At 70.3% G+C, this 17,021-nt stretch carries 13 protein-coding genes and 4 pseudogenes; 9 read left to right on the forward strand and 8 right to left on the reverse strand.

The features are described 5' to 3' along the window. Window positions 1-344 precede the first annotated feature (344 nt). Together ACFVT2_RS13865 and ACFVT2_RS13870 are read left to right on the forward strand one after the other, a co-directional pair. Window positions 345-4,340 (forward strand): type I polyketide synthase, encoded by a 3,996-nt coding sequence (locus ACFVT2_RS13865; protein WP_390016436.1) that lies wholly within the window; start codon window positions 345-347, stop codon window positions 4,338-4,340. Between the two features lie 4 nt (window positions 4,341-4,344). After that, a pseudogene (locus ACFVT2_RS13870) lies at window positions 4,345-5,967 on the forward strand (type I polyketide synthase); the annotation flags it as partial. Window positions 5,968-6,189: 222 nt separating this feature from the next. Here the strand turns inward: ACFVT2_RS13870 and ACFVT2_RS13875 are convergent. From ACFVT2_RS13875 to ACFVT2_RS13895, 5 genes and pseudogenes are all read right to left on the reverse strand, one after another. Continuing rightward, window positions 6,190-6,336: pseudogene (locus tag ACFVT2_RS13875) on the reverse strand (transposase); the annotation flags it as partial. Between the two features lie 169 nt (window positions 6,337-6,505). Next, complete coding sequence (locus tag ACFVT2_RS13880) at window positions 6,506-6,703, reverse strand: hypothetical protein (RefSeq protein ID WP_390016439.1); 198 nt, start codon at window positions 6,701-6,703, stop codon at window positions 6,506-6,508. Between the two features lie 464 nt (window positions 6,704-7,167). Further along, window positions 7,168-8,442 carry a hypothetical protein gene (locus ACFVT2_RS13885; RefSeq protein ID WP_390016442.1) on the reverse strand — a complete coding sequence of 425 codons (1,275 nt, stop codon included), beginning with the start codon at window positions 8,440-8,442 and terminating at the stop codon, window positions 7,168-7,170. Between the two features lie 38 nt (window positions 8,443-8,480). Beyond that, complete coding sequence (locus ACFVT2_RS13890; protein ID WP_390016445.1) at window positions 8,481-9,749, reverse strand: sensor histidine kinase; 1,269 nt, start codon at window positions 9,747-9,749, stop codon at window positions 8,481-8,483. Further along, the gene (locus ACFVT2_RS13895) at window positions 9,740-10,393 is read right to left on the reverse strand and encodes a response regulator transcription factor (protein ID WP_390016448.1); all 654 of its coding nucleotides are present in this window, start codon (window positions 10,391-10,393) and stop codon (window positions 9,740-9,742) included. The genes ACFVT2_RS13890 and ACFVT2_RS13895 overlap by 10 nt, the downstream gene beginning before the upstream one ends. A gap of 488 nt (window positions 10,394-10,881) precedes the next feature. Here ACFVT2_RS13895 and ACFVT2_RS13900 point away from each other — a divergent pair, with 488 nt between their 5' ends. Further along, on the forward strand, window positions 10,882-11,190 hold the full coding sequence (locus tag ACFVT2_RS13900) for a hypothetical protein (protein ID WP_390016450.1): 309 nt from the start codon (window positions 10,882-10,884) through the stop codon (window positions 11,188-11,190). A gap of 607 nt (window positions 11,191-11,797) precedes the next feature. Then, window positions 11,798-11,992: a hypothetical protein gene (locus ACFVT2_RS13905; protein WP_390016452.1), complete on the forward strand. Its 195-nt coding sequence runs from the start codon at window positions 11,798-11,800 to the stop codon at window positions 11,990-11,992. 8 nt (window positions 11,993-12,000) lie between these two features. Here ACFVT2_RS13905 and ACFVT2_RS13910 read toward each other — a convergent pair whose 3' ends face one another. Beyond that, window positions 12,001-12,810 (reverse strand): hypothetical protein, encoded by an 810-nt coding sequence (locus ACFVT2_RS13910; protein WP_390016455.1) that lies wholly within the window; start codon window positions 12,808-12,810, stop codon window positions 12,001-12,003. Window positions 12,811-12,864: 54 nt separating this feature from the next. Next, the gene (locus ACFVT2_RS13915) at window positions 12,865-13,398 is read right to left on the reverse strand and encodes a helix-turn-helix domain-containing protein (protein ID WP_390016457.1); all 534 of its coding nucleotides are present in this window, start codon (window positions 13,396-13,398) and stop codon (window positions 12,865-12,867) included. Window positions 13,399-13,618: 220 nt separating this feature from the next. Here ACFVT2_RS13915 and ACFVT2_RS13920 point away from each other — a divergent pair, with 220 nt between their 5' ends. The 5 genes and pseudogenes from ACFVT2_RS13920 to ACFVT2_RS13940 form a co-directional block, all read left to right on the forward strand. Beyond that, the gene (locus tag ACFVT2_RS13920; RefSeq protein WP_390016460.1) at window positions 13,619-14,110 is read left to right on the forward strand and encodes a DUF2975 domain-containing protein; all 492 of its coding nucleotides are present in this window, start codon (window positions 13,619-13,621) and stop codon (window positions 14,108-14,110) included. Next, complete coding sequence (locus ACFVT2_RS13925; RefSeq protein ID WP_390016462.1) at window positions 14,110-14,385, forward strand: helix-turn-helix domain-containing protein; 276 nt, start codon at window positions 14,110-14,112, stop codon at window positions 14,383-14,385. The genes ACFVT2_RS13920 and ACFVT2_RS13925 overlap by 1 nt, the downstream gene beginning before the upstream one ends. A gap of 202 nt (window positions 14,386-14,587) precedes the next feature. Beyond that, complete coding sequence (locus tag ACFVT2_RS13930) at window positions 14,588-15,745, forward strand: FAD-dependent oxidoreductase (RefSeq protein ID WP_390016465.1); 1,158 nt, start codon at window positions 14,588-14,590, stop codon at window positions 15,743-15,745. Between the two features lie 129 nt (window positions 15,746-15,874). After that, a complete protein-coding gene (locus ACFVT2_RS13935; protein ID WP_390016467.1) occupies window positions 15,875-16,144 on the forward strand; it encodes a hypothetical protein in 270 nt (89 codons plus the stop codon). Between the two features lie 160 nt (window positions 16,145-16,304). Beyond that, window positions 16,305-16,617, forward strand: a pseudogene (locus ACFVT2_RS13940) (DUF817 family protein); the annotation flags it as partial. A 17-nt stretch (window positions 16,618-16,634) separates the two neighbouring features. Here ACFVT2_RS13940 and ACFVT2_RS13945 read toward each other — a convergent pair. Beyond that, window positions 16,635-16,925 (reverse strand): annotated as a pseudogene (locus ACFVT2_RS13945) (transposase); the annotation flags it as partial. Window positions 16,926-17,021: the final 96 nt, after the last annotated feature.

A 17,021-nucleotide genomic window follows, 5' to 3' on the forward strand; every position in this document is an offset into this window, starting at 1 on the left:
CGACGGTCAAAGGGAGTGCTCGCCTGGGGATGGCCGGTGCGACGGAATGGTTGTCTCGCTTTGGCGGGTAGCGGAATTCGGCGGGATCTACATACGCGTCACGGTAGTGGTAGAAATTCTTGACAACAGGTCGAGGTTTCTAGCGAAAGCCCCAGATTTTTGTCGGTTGGAAGTGTTGTGTGGAATGAGTCTGGGCGCTAACCATGTTGATGCACCTCGATTTATCGGCGCTTGGTTAGATGGCCGCGAGTTCGGTGAATGATTTTGCGTCCATGGTTGCCGACAAAGTCCAAACTATTCTGGGAGGGCACCGGATACCGGGCGAACCGATTGCGATTGTGGGAATGGCGTGCCGCTACCCGGGCGGAATAGCCGACCCGGAAGGGCTCTGGCAGGTGGCCAGGGACGGGATCGACGCGATCGGCGAGTTACCGGACGACCGGGGCTGGGACCTGGCGGCCCTCTACGATCCCGACCCGGACCGGCCCGGTACCTCCTACGTCCGGCACGGCGGCTTCCTCTACGACGCCGGCCATTTCGACGCCGAGTTCTTCGGGCTCTCCGCCCGCGAGGCGTTGACCACCGATCCGCAGCAGCGCCTCCTGCTCACGACGGCGTGGGAGGCCCTGGAGAACGCGGCCATCGATCCCACCTCGCTGCGGGGCAGCCGCACGGCCGTGTTCGCCGGCTCGATGATGCACGACTACGCGCCCCGGGTGCACACCGTCCCGGACGGGCTGGAGGGGTACCTGATCACCGGGAACACCTCCAGCGTGGTGTCCGGCCGAGTGGCCTACGTGCTCGGCCTCACCGGCCCCGCGGTCACGGTGGACACCGGCTGCTCCTCGTCGTTGGTGACCACTCATCTCGCGGTGCAGTCGCTGCGTCTCGGCGAGTGTGACCTGGCCCTGTCCGGCGGGGTGACGGTGATGGCGACCCCGGAGATGTTCGTGGAGTTCTCGCGACTGCGGGGCCTCGCCCCGGACGGCCGGTGCAAGCCGTTCTCCATGACGGCGGACGGTACGGCCTGGTCCGAGGGCGTCGGAATGCTGGTGCTGGAACGGCTCTCCGACGCCCTGCGCCAGGGGCACACCGTGCACGCGCTGGTGCGCGGCACCGCGGTCAACTCGGACGGGGCCTCCAACGGGCTCTCCGCACCCAGCGGGCCGGCTCAGGAACGGGTGCTGCGGGCGGCACTGGCCGACGCCGGACTGTCCGAGGCGGACGTCGACGCGGTGGAGGCGCACGGCACGGGCACCAGGCTCGGCGACCCGATCGAGGCACGGGCGCTGCTGGCGGTGCACGGCCCGCAGCGGGCGCGCTCGCTGCTGGTGGGGTCGGTCAAGTCGAACATCGGGCACACGCAGGCCGCTGCCGGGGTGGCGGGCATCCTGAAGATGGTGCACGCCATGCGCGACGGCGTGCTGCCGCGCATCCTGCACCTGACCGAGCCCAGCCCGCACGTGGACTGGGAGTCCGGCAGGGTCACCCCGCTCGCGGAGGACACGCCGTGGCCGGAGACCGGACTCCCGCGCCGGGCCGGGGTGTCCTCGTTCGGCATCAGCGGCACCAATTCCCATGTGATCCTGGAACAGGCGCCGGAACCCGCGCCCGCCGCGGCACCGCGACCGGCGTCCGCGGTGCCGCTGCTGCTGTCCGCACGGTCGGCGGAGGCACTGCGGGAGCAGGCCGGCCGGCTGGCCGAGCGGCTCCGCCTGGACCGGGTCGGCCTGCTGGACGCCGGATTCACGCTGGCGACCGGCCGGGCCAGGTTCGAGCACCGGGCCGCCGTCCTCGGCCGGGACCGGGACTCGTTGGTGCACGGACTGGACGCGCTCGCCGAGGGCGGTTCGGCACCGGGCACGGTCGTCGGGTCACCCTGCCGGGACACCAGTCCGGTGCTGTTGTTCCCCGGCCAGGGCACGCAGTGGACCGGGATGGCCACGGGACTGCTGGAGTCCAGCCCGGTCTTCGCCGGGCACATGGCGGCCTGTCAGGACGCGATGGCGCCGTACGTGGACTGGAACCTGGGCGACGTGCTCACCGACGCGGACGCGCTGCTGCGGGTGGACGTGGTGCAGCCCGCGCTGTGGGCGGTCATGGTGTCGCTGGCCGGACTCTGGCGGGCACACGGGGTGCGGCCGGCCGCGGTGGTGGGCCACTCCCAGCGCGAGATCGCGGCCGCGACCGTGGCCGGTGCGCTGTCCCTGGACGACGGGGCGCGGATCGTCACGCTGCGCAGCCGGGCACTGCGGGCGCTCTCCGGTACGGGCCGGATGCTGTCGGTGGGGCTGCCGAGAGCGGCGGTCGAAGAGTCGATGGCCCGCTGGGGCGAGGATCTCTCGGTGGCCGCGGTCAACGGGCCGCGCTCGACGGTGGTCTCGGGCACCGTCCAGGCGGTCGAACAGTTCGCCGCCGCACTGGTCGCCGAGGACATACGGGCGACACTGTTGCCGGTGGACTACGCCTCGCATTCGGCGCAGGTCGAACTGCTGCGTGCGGAGCTGCGCGAACTGCTGGCGCCGGTGACTCCGATGGCGGCCGAGGTTCCCTTCCACTCGACCGTGACCGGCGGTCCGGTGGACACCACCGGGCTGGACGCGGACTACTGGTACCGCAACCTGCGCGCCACGGTCGAGTTCGAGGCGACGGTGCGCGGGCTGGTCGCCGCCGGGCACACCACGTTCCTGGAGTCGAGCCCGCATCCGGTGCTCGCCGGCGGCGTGCGGCAGATCCTCGAAAACCACCAGGAGGACCACGACGGGGGCGGCGTGGTGCTGGAGACCCTGAAACGGGACGACGGTGGTGCCGACCGCTTCCTGCTGGCGGTGGCCGAGGCAGCCGTGCACGGCGTGGACGTGCACTGGAACGGGCTGTTCGACGACGCCCGGAGTGTGGAGCTGCCGACCTACCCGTTCGGCCGGCAGCGGTACTGGATGCTGCCCACCGCCGCCTCCGGGCCCGTCGCCGGGCATCCGATGCTGGACTCGGTGGTCCAGCTCGCCGGCGGTGGCCTGGTCGCCACCTGTCGGCTCTCTCTCACCCGGCACCCCTGGCTGGCCGAGCACGAGGTGCGCGGCACCGTGCTGCTGCCCGGGGCCGCGTTCGTCGAACTGGCGCTGCACGCGGGTGAGCAGGCGGGGCTGCCGGTGCTGGACGAGCTGGTGCTGGAGAGCCCGCTGGTGCTGCCCGAGCGGGGCGAGACCGAGTTGCAGATCGCGATCGGCGAGACGGGTCCGGGCACGCTGGCGATGTACGCCCGGTCCGGGCCGGACGCGCCGTGGACCCGGTACGCGACGGGGACGCTCCGGGCCGCGGGGTCCGGCGGCGCGGCCCTGACGGAGTGGCCGCCGGCCGGTGCCGAGGAGATCGACCTCGACGGCGAATACGCACGGCTCGACGAGCGAGGTTACGAGTACGGGCCGGCCTTCCAGGGGTTGCGGCGGGCCTGGCGGCTCGGTGCGGAGCGTTGGGCCGAGGTCGAACTGCCGGTCGATCCCGGGCGGTTCGGCCTGCACCCGGCCCTGCTCGACGCCGCATTGCACCCGCTGCTGCTGGATGCGGGGGACGCGCCGGTGAGGTTGCCGTTCTCCTGGAGCGGGGTCGCACTACATGCGGTCGGGGCCACAGCATTGCGGGTGCGGCTGACTCCGCAGGGCAACGACTCGTTCGCCGTGGCGCTCGCCGACGCGGCGGGGGAAGCGGTGGCCACGATCAGCGCGCTCGCGCTCCGGCCCGTGGGGCCTGTGCGGTCGGGGACGGCGGGCGTGGACCGGGCGCTGCACCGGCTGGACTGGGTGCCGGTTGCGCGGCGGCCCACCCCGGCGATCGTGGACGCGCCGATCGTGGACGTGGCCGGGCCCGAGGAAGCACTGGCGCGGGTCCGCGAGTTTTTGGGCACCGACGACGAGAAGGCGACGGACGGGCCCCTGATCGTGCGGACCCGTGGTGCGGTCGCGATCGCCCCGGAGGACGACCAGGACCCCGACGCCGCGGCGGTCTGGGGCTTGGTCCGCACGGCACGCACCGAACATCCCGGCCGGTTCGTGCTGGTCGACCTGGGCCGCCCTGGCGACCCCGAGGACGCCGACTCCGCCCTGGAGCTGGCGTTGGGCACCGGTGAGCCGGAGGTCGCCATCCGGGGCGGGCAGGCGTTCGCGCCGCGGCTGGCTCGGGTAACGCGGACGGGGGACCGGCCCGCCCTCGCCGGAGGCACGGTGTTGATCACCGGCGGGACCGGCGTACTCGGCCGGGAGTTGGCCCGGCACCTGGTCACCGAGCACGGGGTGCGGCACCTGGTGTTGGCGGGGCGACGCGGCGGCGCTCGACTCCGGTCTTGAGGACCTGACCGGCACTGCCGAGATCACGGTCGTGGCATGCGACGTCGCCGACCGGGCCGCCCTCGCCGAGCTGCTGGCGGCGATCCCCGCGCACCACCCGCTGACCGCGGTGATCCACGCCGCCGGGGTGCTGGACGACGGCACGGTGCGCTCCCTCACCGTCGAACGGCTCAACGCGGTGCTGCGACCGAAAGTCGAGGGTGCGCGCAACCTGCACGAACTGACCGAACACCTCGACCTGGCCGCGTTCGTGCTGTTCTCCTCCGTAGCCGGTGTCCTCGGCACGCCGGGGCAGGCGAATTACGCGGCCGCCAACGCGTGGCTGGACGGGCTGGCGCAGCACCGCCGCTCGCGGGGACTGCCCGCTTCGTCGATGGCGTGGGGACTTTGGGCGCAGGACACCGGCATGACCGGGCGGCTGGGCGACACCGACCGGGCCCGGCTGCGGCGAACCGGGCTCGTGCCGATGTCCCGCGAACACGGGCTCGCACTGTTCGACGCGGCGCTGGGCACCGACCTGGCGTGCACCGTGCCCGCCCGTTTCGATCTGGCCGACGTGCGTGCGGCAGGCCCGGAGCGGGCTCCGGTGTGGGCCGGGCTGCTCGGCGTCCGGCGGAGCGCGGCCCGGCCGGCCGCCGTGGCCGCGGCGCCCGTGTTCGTCTCCGGTGGCGAGCGGTCGGTGCTCGATCTCGTGCTGGCCACGGTGGGCTCCGTGCTCGGCGTAGAGCGCCGGGTGGACCCGGCGCGGGCGTTCCGCGACATCGGCTTCGACTCGCTGTCCGGGGTGGAGCTGCGTAACCGGCTCACCGCCGCGACCGGGGTGCGGCTCCCCGCGACCGCGGTGTTCGACCACCCCACCCCCACGGCCCTGGCCGGGTACCTGTCCGGGCAGCTCCCCGGCGCGGTACCCGGCGGCCGGACACCGGTCGCCGGGCCCGGCCCGCACGACATGGACGACCCGGTGGTGCTGGTCGGCGCGAGCTGCCGCTTTCCCGGCGGGGTGTCCACCATGGACGAGCTGTGGGAGTTGCTGGCCGCCGGGCGGGACGCGATCACCGAGTTCCCGGCAGATCGCGGCTGGAACCTGGACGAGGTCTACCACCCGGAGCCGGGCCGTGGCGGGCGCAGCTACGTGCGGCACGGCGGCTTCCTGGACGGGATCGCCGAGTTCGACAACGGCTTCTTCGGCGTCGCCCCGGCCGAGGCGGTCTCGATGGACCCGCAGCAGCTCATCCTGCTGGAACTGGCCTGGCACGCGCTGGAGGACGCCGGGATCGACCCGACCGCGTTGCGGGGCACCCGCACCGGTGTCTACCTCGGGCTGATGGGCAACGACTATGCGCGCCGCGCGCACCGTACGCCCGAGGACCTCACCGGCGACGTTTCGATCGGCAACGCTGGCAGCGTCGCGTCGGGGCGGCTGGCCTACACGTTCGGCTTCCACGGCCCGGCGATCACGGCGGACACGGCGTGCTCCTCCGCGCTGGTGGCGATGCACCAGGCCGCGCAGGCGCTGCGGGCCGGTGAGTGCACGGTCGCGCTGGCGGGTGGCATCACGGTGCTCACCACGCCGACGCTGTTCGTGGAGTTCTCCCAGGTGGGGGTGCTCGCCCCGGATGGCCGGTGCAAACCGTTCGGCGTCGTGTCGGGCACCCATCGCACAGCCCGGCAGGCGGCGGGAGAACAGGTCGATGACCGTGGCCAGATACAGCTTGCCCTCGCTGGTGTCGATCTCCGTCATGTCACCGCACCCCACCAGGTCAGGAGCCTGCGCGGTGAAGTCGCGGCGCACGAAGTCCGGGCTCGCCAGCCGCTTGCCGGGCCGAGTCAGCCCCCCACGCCTGCGGACTGCTCGGCCTACCAGGCCGAGCTCGGCCATGATCTTCGCAAGGGTGTTCACCCAGACGCGCCAGCCCTTGCGGCCCAGCATGATCCAGATCTTCGGCGAGCCGTAGGTGCCACCGGAGTCGGTGAACTCCTCCTGGACCGCCTCCATCAGCCGCAGGCGGCAAACCTGCCGCCCGGTGGGCTTGCGGGTACGGTGCTGTAGAACCACCACTCGCCCACGCCCACGCCCAGGGCACGGCACCAGACACGGTGCGCAATGTTGTGCACGGTCCTCAAATCGCTGATCACCCCGCCCACTTGCGCCGGGTCCGCTCCAGCTACTTCACCCACAGGACCATGCAGTGTTTGAGCACGTCACGCTCCATGACCAGTTCCTTGTTGTCCCGCTTGAGCTGGGCGTTCTCCCACCGCAGCCGCTCCAGCTCGGCACCATCACCCGAAGATGCCGACCCGGCCCGGCAGGCCCAGGACACCCAACCGGCCAGGGAGGTCACGTCGATACCCAGGCCCCTCACAACCTCCACGATCGGCTAGCCGGTCTCCGCCACGATCCGTACAGCTCCCTCACCGAACTCCGGCTCGAACTTCCGCCGCTTCTCCACCATGACTCCCAACTTCCCCCGCAGCCATGGTCTTCACGCTACGAGGGGAGGGACATAGTCGGCTCTGCATCTGCGTTCACCCACCCGCCGAAGGTCGTGCAGTTCCCGGGTCTGACTGGTCACCGGCGCCTGCTTCTGGCGCATCTACCACCACCGCGTCTGACCAGCCTGGGGCAACAGCGAGGCGGTCGAAGCCATTGACGCCGGCTTCGACCGCCTCACGGGAGTCTGCGGACACGCCCGGGCTGCAACAGGCGGCCCCGGCCGCCTGCACTGTCCGCGGCTCGCCGGCGTGTGCCGAGGCGGCGCGGTTCTGGGCGCAGCCCGGCACACTCAGCCCGTCGGCCGGGCGGGGTGGTCGGACACTGTGCGGTCTGTCAGCCCAGATCCGCCACGAGGGCTTTCAGTTCGCTCTCCTGCTGCGTCGGCGACATCGGCGGGTTTGGGTGGTCAATGCCGAAGGTCTTGAGCACTTTGTCCATCTGGGCGTCGATGGAGGTCCAGCCGGTTTGGTCCAGCGGCTGCAGCGAGGTCTGGTCGGCATCCCACAGGTCACGCAGCGACTGGGCGGCCGCGTGGGCCCCGGCCGCGTCCCCCGAGCGTGCGTCCTTGAGCGAGGTGGATGCGAGGGTCCGCAGCGCGCCGACCTTCGCGGGCGGGAAGTTCTTCACCGCCTGGCCGGGAGCCAGCTGGACGGCGGAGGTGGTGTCGGTCTCCGGCGCCGGGCCGACGTGCGGCTGACCGTGGGCCCAGACCAGCAGGGCCGCGGTGGCGGCGGCCAGCACTCCGAAGCCGGCAAGCGCGATGCGCTCCTTGCGCGGGTCGTTGGTGACCTGTGCGGCGTGGGTCGCCTCGTAGGTCTCGGTCACATCCGCGCGCGTCACCGTCAGGTAGATCACCGTCGCCAGGATCAGGCCGAGGAAGATCAGGCTGGTGGTGAACGTGCCCAGCGCGAGACCGGTCGGGTCGCCCGGGTTCTGGGCGACCTTGGGGGAGGCGAGCCAGTCGCCGATGTTCGCGCCCAGCGGGCGGGTCAGGATGTAGGCGAGCCAGAAGGACAGCACCGGGTTCGCGCCGAACCTCCGCAGCGCCGTGATCGCCGCGATGAGGCCGAGCGGCAGCAACACCGAGACGCCCGGGCTCCAGCCGGTCAGCTCCAGAGTCCAGTCGCCGGTCGCGGTGCCGAGCGCGAAGGTGACCAGGACAGTCAGCCAGTAGAACGACTCCCGCGAGAGCGTGGTGACCGAGTGGATCGACAGCGTGCGCTCACGCAGCCACCACACGCCGAAGACCACCGCGAGCAGCACCGAGAAGACCGCGGAACTGATCCACAGCGGCACGTTCAGCTGGTCGGTCAGGATGTCGGTGTACAAGGTGCCCGTGACGCTGACAACGACCACGGTCAGCCAGTAGGGGAACGCCACGTACCGCTTCCGCCGCAGCTGGACGGCCAGGACCACCACTAGGACCGCGGTGAAGATCCAAGCCGTGTTCACCAGGCCGACGCCCAGCTGGGTGTTGATCCAGTCGGCGAAGCTCTCACCGACCGTCGTGCACAGGACCTTGATCACCCAGAACCAGATGGTGACCTCGGGGACCTTGTTGAGCATGAGCCGCCCGGTGTGCGCGCGCGCTTCGGTTGTCGTTGTCATGCAGGGAGGTTTACGCGGGGAACCTGCACGCAACCTGACTACGTGGCCGCACGCGCGGCCGGGAGCGTCACCTCGACGTGCCCGCGGCCGTCCGCGATCGCGCGGACCTCCACACCGGCCGAGGTGGCGATGCGCCGGACCACCGGCAGCCCCAGCCCGTACCCGCCGCCACCGGTCACACCCGCTTCAAAGACCCGGTCGACCTCTGCGGAATCGAACCCGGGGCCGTCGTCCAAGACATCGACCACGATTGCCTCACCCTGGACGCGCCCGGTGATCCACACACGCGACCGCGCATGCCGCAGGCCGTTCTCCAGCAGGGGCGACAGCAGCGACACGGCGACGTCGGCCGCCACGGCGACCTCGACCTTGGCGGGAAGGGCGACCTCGACCGCGCGGCCGGCGATCGCCTGCCGCGCGGCGGAGCGCAGATCGCACCGGGTCCCCTCGTCTCTCCGTGCGCGCGCGGCGCGCAGAATCGTCGTGATCGCCGCATTGAGGCGCTCGACCTCGCTCAGCACCGCCTCCGGCGCCACCGGCTCGCCGGACAGCTGCGCCAGCTGCGCCTCGCCCCGCAGGACCGTGAGCGGTGTCCGCAGCTCGTGGGCGATCTCATCGGTGAGCCGGCGCTCGTCCGCCAGCGCGTTGTCGACGCGCTCCAGGAGGTGGTCCAGGATCCGCCCCAGTTCCCCGAACTCGTCGCGGGGGACTCCGAGGTTGAAGCGGCGCCCGGGTTCGTGATGGCTCCAGTCGTCGGCGAGCGCGGCCATCTCGTGCACGACCCGCAGCGCGCGGCGCACCACGAGGTGCGCGACACCACCGGCGAGGAGGATTGCGAGGCCGCCCAGTATCAGCGACAAGGTCAGGCTGCGCTTTTCGGACGTCTCGTAGGGCGTGAGGTCCACCCGGACGATCACCATGACGTGGTGGCCGTCGATCGGGACCGTCCGCGCGTACAGGAGGTAGTTGCCGACGGCGGCGGTCTGCGATCGCCGTGAGTCTGCCAGCGCCTCGACGCGCTCGACCACGCTTGCCGGTACGTTCCCGTCGATCAGGCGGCCGTCGGCATACACCCAGGCGACCTCGTCCAGCGCCTCGCTGCTGTTCTCCGTCAGTACGACACGGCCGCCCACGGCGGTGACGTTCGCCGCGACCGCCTCGGCGCGGGTACGCGCCAGATCGTGCGCGTCGGCGTCCGTCACCCCGCTCAGCAGCACGTGCGAGACCACGACCAGTACCGCCACCACGGCGGTGGCGATCAGCACAGTGAGCGCGACGACCCTCCTGCGGAATCCCGTCACTGCCATCGGTAGCCCACGCCTCGGACGGTCGCCAGACGCTCAGCCACCCCCAGCGGACCGAGCTTGGTCCGCAGCCGGCGCACGAAGGAGTCGAGGGTGTTGTCGCTGACCTGCGCTCCGTGTGGCCAGCCAGCAGCGATGAGGGCGTGGCGGCGTACCGCGTCGCCCTGCGAGGCGATCAGTCGGCCTAGTAGCCGAAACTCGGTCGGGGTCAGGCTCTTGCTCACCGAGTCGTAGGTCACCACGTGCTTCGCCGGATCGAGGACGACCTCGCGCGGTGCGGGCGCCACGGTGGCCCGGCGCAGCAGCGCTCGGACGCGAACCAGCAGTTCGGGGATGTCGAAGGGTTTGGTCATGTAGTCGTCGGCGCCGGCCTCGAAGCCGCCCACCTTGTGGTGTAGGCCGTCCAAGGCGGTGAGCATCAACACCGGCACGTCGACGCCGCGCGCCCGGAGGGCCAGGCAGACGTCGCGGCCGTCGGCGTCCGGGAGCCCGAGATCCAGGACGACCAAATGGGGCGCTGGTGCGAGCTGCCGCAGCAGGCTGTCGGCCGTGGCGGCGACGGAGACGGTGTGGCCGTCGTGCTCCAAGGCGCGCTTGAGGACGCCGCGGACCGCCGCGTCGTCTTCGCACACCATGATGAAAGCCACGTGCTGACCCTAGATACTCCCGTCCCATTTCTCCATCTGCCCTGATCAGCCACCTGACGGTCGGGAGAAGGCCGCTGGCGCCACACGCCCCTGCCCTGCCCTGCCCTGCCCTGAAGCTGCGGCAGCCGGCCTGCGGGGGCGCACTACCCCGCTCGGCCAGGGCGCCCGCTCCCCAATTTCTACATCATGTAGTAGCTTCGGTCTTCGACACTGTCGCGATCCGTTCATGCCCGGATCTACCTCGAAGCACGGCCTCGGCCTGCGCCTGGTGCCGCCTGCCCGGGGCGCGCCCGCCGCGCGCCCTGTATTCCGTCAGGAGGCTGATCGACCGTGCCCGAGCATCACGAACTGCTACGGGCTCGCCTTCCTCCGCAGAGCGGCAGGAGACGGGCAGTCGCCGCGTCGTCGTCATCTCCGCGAGCGTCGGCGGCGACCATGACGGGGCAGCCGACGGGCTGACCGCCCGCCTGGCCGCGCAGGGGTACCTGGTGGACCGGTACGACTGCCTCGACCTCCTGCCCGCACGCCTGGGCAAGCTGCTGCGTGGCGCCTACCTCCGGTTGCTGACCCGGGCACCGGAGGGCTACCAACGCCTCTACCGGGCAACGGAGCACGCTTCGCGTCCCGGTGCGGTCTGGCGGGCGCTGCTGCACAGCGCCGAACACCGCACGCTGACCGCAATCCCGCAGGACACGACCGCGGTCGTCTCGACCTACCCGGGGGCCAGCCAGGTCCTTGGCGCGCCGCGACGGCGCGGCGCGCTGGAGGTGCCGGCCTTCACCTTCCTGACCGACTGAATCTGGCTTCGATCGATTACAACGGATCGCTGAGGTCAATATCGCGTTCAGCCTTGGGGATTCACCAACAGCGCCAGCGAATGAACACAACGGCCTGTCAGGGATGTGTTCCGCTGTTGCTTCGGCACTCCCCCGGCGTGGCGCTGACTTACGTGGGCCGGCGGTCGCCGCCGCATTCCAAAACGACGGTCGACGGGCCAGATGCACCCTGGAGAACGGCCGGGCAACCAGGGACGGCGACCGACGGTGAAGACCGTGGGCCAGCCGCGACAGCGAGGTCTGGCGGCTCGTATCAGTCAACGGCGTCGGCGGTTATCTCCCCGACGGCCAAAACCATGCCGCGGAGCACCACTTCATGCCGTCGGGTACATCCGCTCTTGCGAAGCCCACGACCTTCGCCTGCCCCGCTCCCCCACGGCAACTGCTGCCCTTCCTGCGCCCCTGCGGCCTCCGGTCCTCCCGGATCTCGAAGTCCACTGCAACTCCCTACAGATGGGGTGTTGCAACGACCTCTTGAACTGAAGGCCATCCGACGGGGGTTCCTCACCTCTCACCTGCTATCACAACTGCCCCTATGGGGGGGTCATGACCGCGTGGGCCTGACCAGGTGGAACACCTCGCGGACGGCATGGCGTTCGAGGCATCGGACGATCTCGCGTCGGGTTTTACCGTCCTTGGTGCGGCGTTCGTAGTAGTCCTGGGTGCGTGGGTCGAAGCGCAGGCGGGTCTGCACTATCCGGTGGAAGGCGGCATGACGCTCGATGCCGCCTCCTGCATCCTGGAGTACGACTTCGACGCGTGACGTTGGCCTCAGCCCTGGTGGATGAGCACAGGGCCGCCGAGTGTCCGCATGTCGTAGGGGTAGAGCCAGGGGCCCCAGGTGCCGGCCTTGAGCGCGTCGATCGCTGTCAGCGCGTCGGATGCGTTCTTGCAACGTGGGTGCTGCGCGGCAAAGGCCCCAACGCGGGCGCGCAGGGTGGGCAGCCAGTTGGCGACGAGCTGCGGGTCGCCGTCGTACCACCAGGTGAACTTCAGCTCTTCCCATAGGAGTTCGGTAGCCCAGCCGAAGGCGAGGCGGACCACGCCGGCGTCCGCTTCGGGACCGGTGAGCCTGGCGATGTGGTCCAGCCACGGTTCCAGGGCACCCGTCGCATGAGCGATTCCCTCGATCAGATCGGTGATCTCCCAGTACGGCCGGCCGTCGGTCACGGCGACGTGCAGCAGCGCCCGGAAGGCCCGTTCAACCGCGGCGCGCTCGGCCACGGGCCAGTCCGCGAGCCGGGCACCGCGGCAGCCAAGGCGCCCCATCACATCCGACGGGTCAGTGCCGTCCCCGTCCGGTCCCCAGCAGCGCAGCGCACGAGGGATGAAGCGGCGCCACAGGATGGAATATTGGTCCTCGTCCCAGTGGCTGGCGACTTCACGCATGAAGTGCCCAAGGAGATCGTCCGGCACATCGGCAGGGTCACCGCCGAGAACTCGCAGCTCCGACTCCGGGGTGCAGTACGTGCACCCGTCGACCGGACCGTCGAGCCCAGGTGGCGATGCGAAGACCACGTCCACCTCGGCGAGCGCGTCGCGCCACAGCGTGTACGTGGCGAGTGCAGGTGGTTCGGACATGCAGGGACCTACCGGCGGGACTCCGCGCGGCCGACACCGGCGAAGAGCGCGACGCTACCAGCAGGCAAGCGCGAGAGTGTGCTCATCGCCCGCTGCGCCGGCCTGTGCGGCGACCCGGGTCCGCTCGGCCAGCTCGTCCAGCGGCAGACCGGCGGCCGTATCCAGGTGCGGGCGGGCGATGCGGCGCCGCAGGTGGAAGGCGATCGCCCGCACCGCCGCGTGCTCCTCCCCGCGCGGCGGGTAGGGCTGCCCGGCCAAGTCCGCGACATGCAGCCGCAAAGCGGCGGCCAGCGCCGCCAACCGGCCGCGGCGGTCCACCCACTCCCCGCCCGTCTCCAGCCCGGCAATGTAATCGAGTTCCAACCCAGTGCGGGAGGCAAGGTCATCGCGTGTCAGTCCCCGTCGAAGGCGCCAGGCCGCCAGGCGGGCCCCAATCGGGCCGCCGGCGGCCGGCTCGTCCGGCTCGCACATCACCAAATTGCTCGCATACCCACTCGCCCGGACCGTGTGCTCTGCCAGGACAAAGGCCCGCTCATCTCGCTCAGGGGTTTCCCTGCGGTAAGCGCGCATGCCCTTCGCGCAACACATCAGTCACACGGGTGAAGCCGGTACGAACCGGCAGGTGATGCGTCCCGTCAGGGCGAGGGACGGCCCGGGGCCGGCAGGACAGCGACGTTCTCCCCGGAGTGCCGCAGCCGTTCGAGGCGACGGGCGTGGCGTGCCTCCAGCTCGGCATTCGACGGACCCGACTTGCCACTCCTATCGATATTCGATAGTTTTCCATCGTTATTCAATCAAGGGAGTGGCATTGGGAAAGCTGACAGTGCTCGCGCTGCGCGCCGTGATGGTGGCACTGCACGCCGGGGCGGTGTTCGCCCAGGCGGTGATGGTGGCGCTGCTGACGGGCGCTATGGAGGAGAGCATCCTCGCGGACCGCCGCACTCCGGTCCTCGTGATCACGGTCCTGGGCGTCGTGACGGTCCAGGTCGTCCTGGTCTGCGTGTGGCGGCTGGTGACGATGGTGCAACGCGGAACCGTGTTCTCCCACGCCGCATTCCGCTACGTCCAACTCGTGATCGGCGCGTTCGTGGCGGCCGCGCTCCTGGTGCTCGCGCTCGGGGCGGTCCTGGCGCCTGGCGAGGTCGTGCCCCCGGGCGTTGTGGCCCTGCTGGGCGGGGTTTGCCTGGCGATCTTCGGGAACGCGCTCATCGTGCTCGTGCTGCGGATGCTGCTCGCACAAGCCGTCGCACGCGACGTCGAGGCGTCGCAGCTGGGGGCCGAGTTGGCCGAGGTGATCTGATGCCGATCGCCGTCGACATCGACGTGATGCTGGCCAAGCGGAAGATGTCCGTGGGCGAACTGGCGGACCGGGTGGGGATCACACCCGCCAACCTGGCGGTGCTCAAGAACGGCCGCGCCAAGGCGGTGCGCTTCACCACACTCGCCGCGCTGTGCGAGGTGCTCGAGTGCCAGCCCGGAGACCTGCTGCGCTGGGAGCCCGACGACCCCGGGGACAGGGACAGGGCCGCGCACGAATCCGGAGCTTCCGTCCCAGCTGGCTCCCCGCCGCGGTGACCGCAGTCGCGGTAGCCGGCCGCCACCATCCCTGCTGCGCGACCCGCTCTGCCTGATCTTCAGCGAGCTCCCGAGTGACGACCTGACGACTGCGTCCGCACACCTCATCGCGGCACGGGCCTGGCCGTACTGACCGCCGCCGGTCGGCACCTGCCGCGCACCGCACGCACCGATGACGGCCTCCACAAGGAACAGAGCAGACATGACGACAGCACGCCTCTCCTACCGCCTCGGGGGCACAGACAGTGCCGACGTACTGGTGGTCGGGGCCGGCCTGGCCGGACTCAACACCGCCACACTCCTCGCCCGACAAGGCCACGACGTGCTCCTGGTCGAACGCCGAACGAGCCTTGCCGGCGCGATCCGCACCACAGGAATCTTCGTACGCAAGACACTCGACGACTTCCCGCTGCCCCCCGACTGCCTCGGACCACCGATCCGACGCGTGGTCCTCTACCCCCCTGACCTGCGCCGCCCGGTCAGCCTCACCAGCCCCCGCGACGAATACCGGGTGGGCGACATGGCACCACTCTACGAAGCGACGGCCGCCATCGCGGTCGACGCCGGCGTACGCATCGCACTGGGCACGCGCTACGCCGGCCGACAGGGCAACACCTTCCACCTGGCCGATCGCGACGGACCGACCACCGTCCGGGCCCGCTTCATCGTCGGCGCCGACGGGGCCCGCTCAAGAGTCGCCCGCGACCTCGCTCTCGACCGCAACCACCACCTGATCGTCGGCGCCGAAGAGGTCTTCGAACTACCCGGAAGCGACCAGCCACCGACATTCCACTGCGTACTCGACCCCTCACTCGCCCCCGGCTACCTGGCCTGGGTAGTCAACGACGGGCACCACGCCCATGTCGGAGTCGCAGGCTATGCCGACCGCTATCCAGACGGTCTTCGCCATGCGATGGAGCGGTTCAGCGCCTCAGCGCCCGGACTGACCGGCATCGAACGTCCCGAAACGGTGGAGCGCCGCGCAGGCCCCATACCCGTCGGCGGTCTGCTGCGCCGGATCAGCTGCGCCGACGGGCTTCTCGTGGGGGATGCAGCAGGCGCGGTCTCCCCACTCACTGCCGGCGGCCTGGACCCGTGCCTACGGCAGTCGCAACTCGCAGCCGAGGTCCTCAACGACGCACTGCGCACCGGAAGACCGGACACGATGACCAACTACGACGGAGCCGCGCTCCGCCCCCACTTCCGCGGACGACTCATGCTGCGCGGGATATTGGCCCGCGTACGGACGCCTGCCACAGCAGCAGCGGCATTCACCCTGCTACGCACACCGTTCGGCCGGGCCGCGGCAAGCCGAGTCCTCTTCGGCGACAGATCCTTCCCCGACCCCACACTCAAGTGAACTCACTGACCGAGAGGCCAAGTCATGCCCACATTCCCCATACCAGCAGCCGCGAAGCTCATCACCACGATGGCGGGGCTGGCTGTTGCCTGCGGACTCCTGACGGCTTGCGGTGCCGAGAGTCCCGACGTGACGTACAAAGCCTGGACCGAAGGAGGCAACCTGCAATCCGTCAGGCACGATTACATCGATGGCCTCAACGGCGCGGTAAGCGTGCCGGCCAAGGTGAGCGGAGCCACATGGAGCACCCAGGAGGACGGCGGGCACACTCCACGCCTCAAGGTCATGCCTACTGATAAAGGCGTGGCGCACTGCCTCCTGTTGGAAGGCGACGACCGCGTTCTGGACCAACAGAAGGGAGCAGCAGGCCAGCCGGTGACATGCTCCGCCCAGCGGTAGCGCACGACCCCCGCCACTTTCCCACCGTTCACACATGGTCCGTTCAGATCCATTCCGACCTTCATGAGCAACCATGGAGGGGAGCGGCTGCGCGGATGGATCGCCGATGTCTGCGCCGACGAGCAGTGCGGCCTGGCCTCTTTCGCCACCGGGCTGCTCAGCGGTGGCTGCGGCCATCTACCTCAACTTTCTGCCCTCACTGGCTGCCCGATGTGCGCTGGCCGTTGACGGGACTGCTGTTGGCCGTCACCGCGGGCACCTTCGTGCGGTTCACGGTGCGCGGGATACGCCGACGGATGCCGCTGGCGTTGTCGTTCATCCTGATCGGCCTCTTCCTGTGGGTGGCAGAGAACCTCGCCACCCACGTGGGCGCCTGGCGCTACCCCTACCAGCTCCACGGCTGGCAGCCCGTCGCCGTGGATAAGTTTGGCTCCTGGTCCTTGCTGATCAGCATCACCGTCGTCCTGGCTGCGGCCGCTACGCTTGGCGTTTATGCAGCGAGACTGTTCGTGACGCCCTCGGTGATGTCTGGTTTGCCTTGTTTCCCGACGGGGTGTTCGTGTGCACGGTGTCTGTTGTTAGATCCTGTTGGTCGGCCGGGGCCTGCAGTGCCGATTTTCGGTGCGCTGGCGGGCTGAGGGGTCTTCCCGTGGAGGCGGCGAAATCCTCGGCGGACGCGGGCGGGCGTGAGACGTCCTTGGCGCGCGGGCCGCTCCCAAGGTTTGCGGAGGTCTTCTGCGAGTGGCCGGGCGAGGCGGAGTTGGGTGTAGGCAGCGACGACACAATGCCACGAAGTTAAGCGGCCGTTGGCGGTGTCAAATTGTCGGGCAGCGTGATCTTGTACGTATTCGGCGCGGTGCGGGTTAGCAGGCTGTTG

The organism is Streptomyces sp. NPDC058000, assembly GCF_042886435.1.
Classification (GTDB): Bacteria; Actinomycetota; Actinomycetes; order Streptomycetales; family Streptomycetaceae; genus Streptomyces.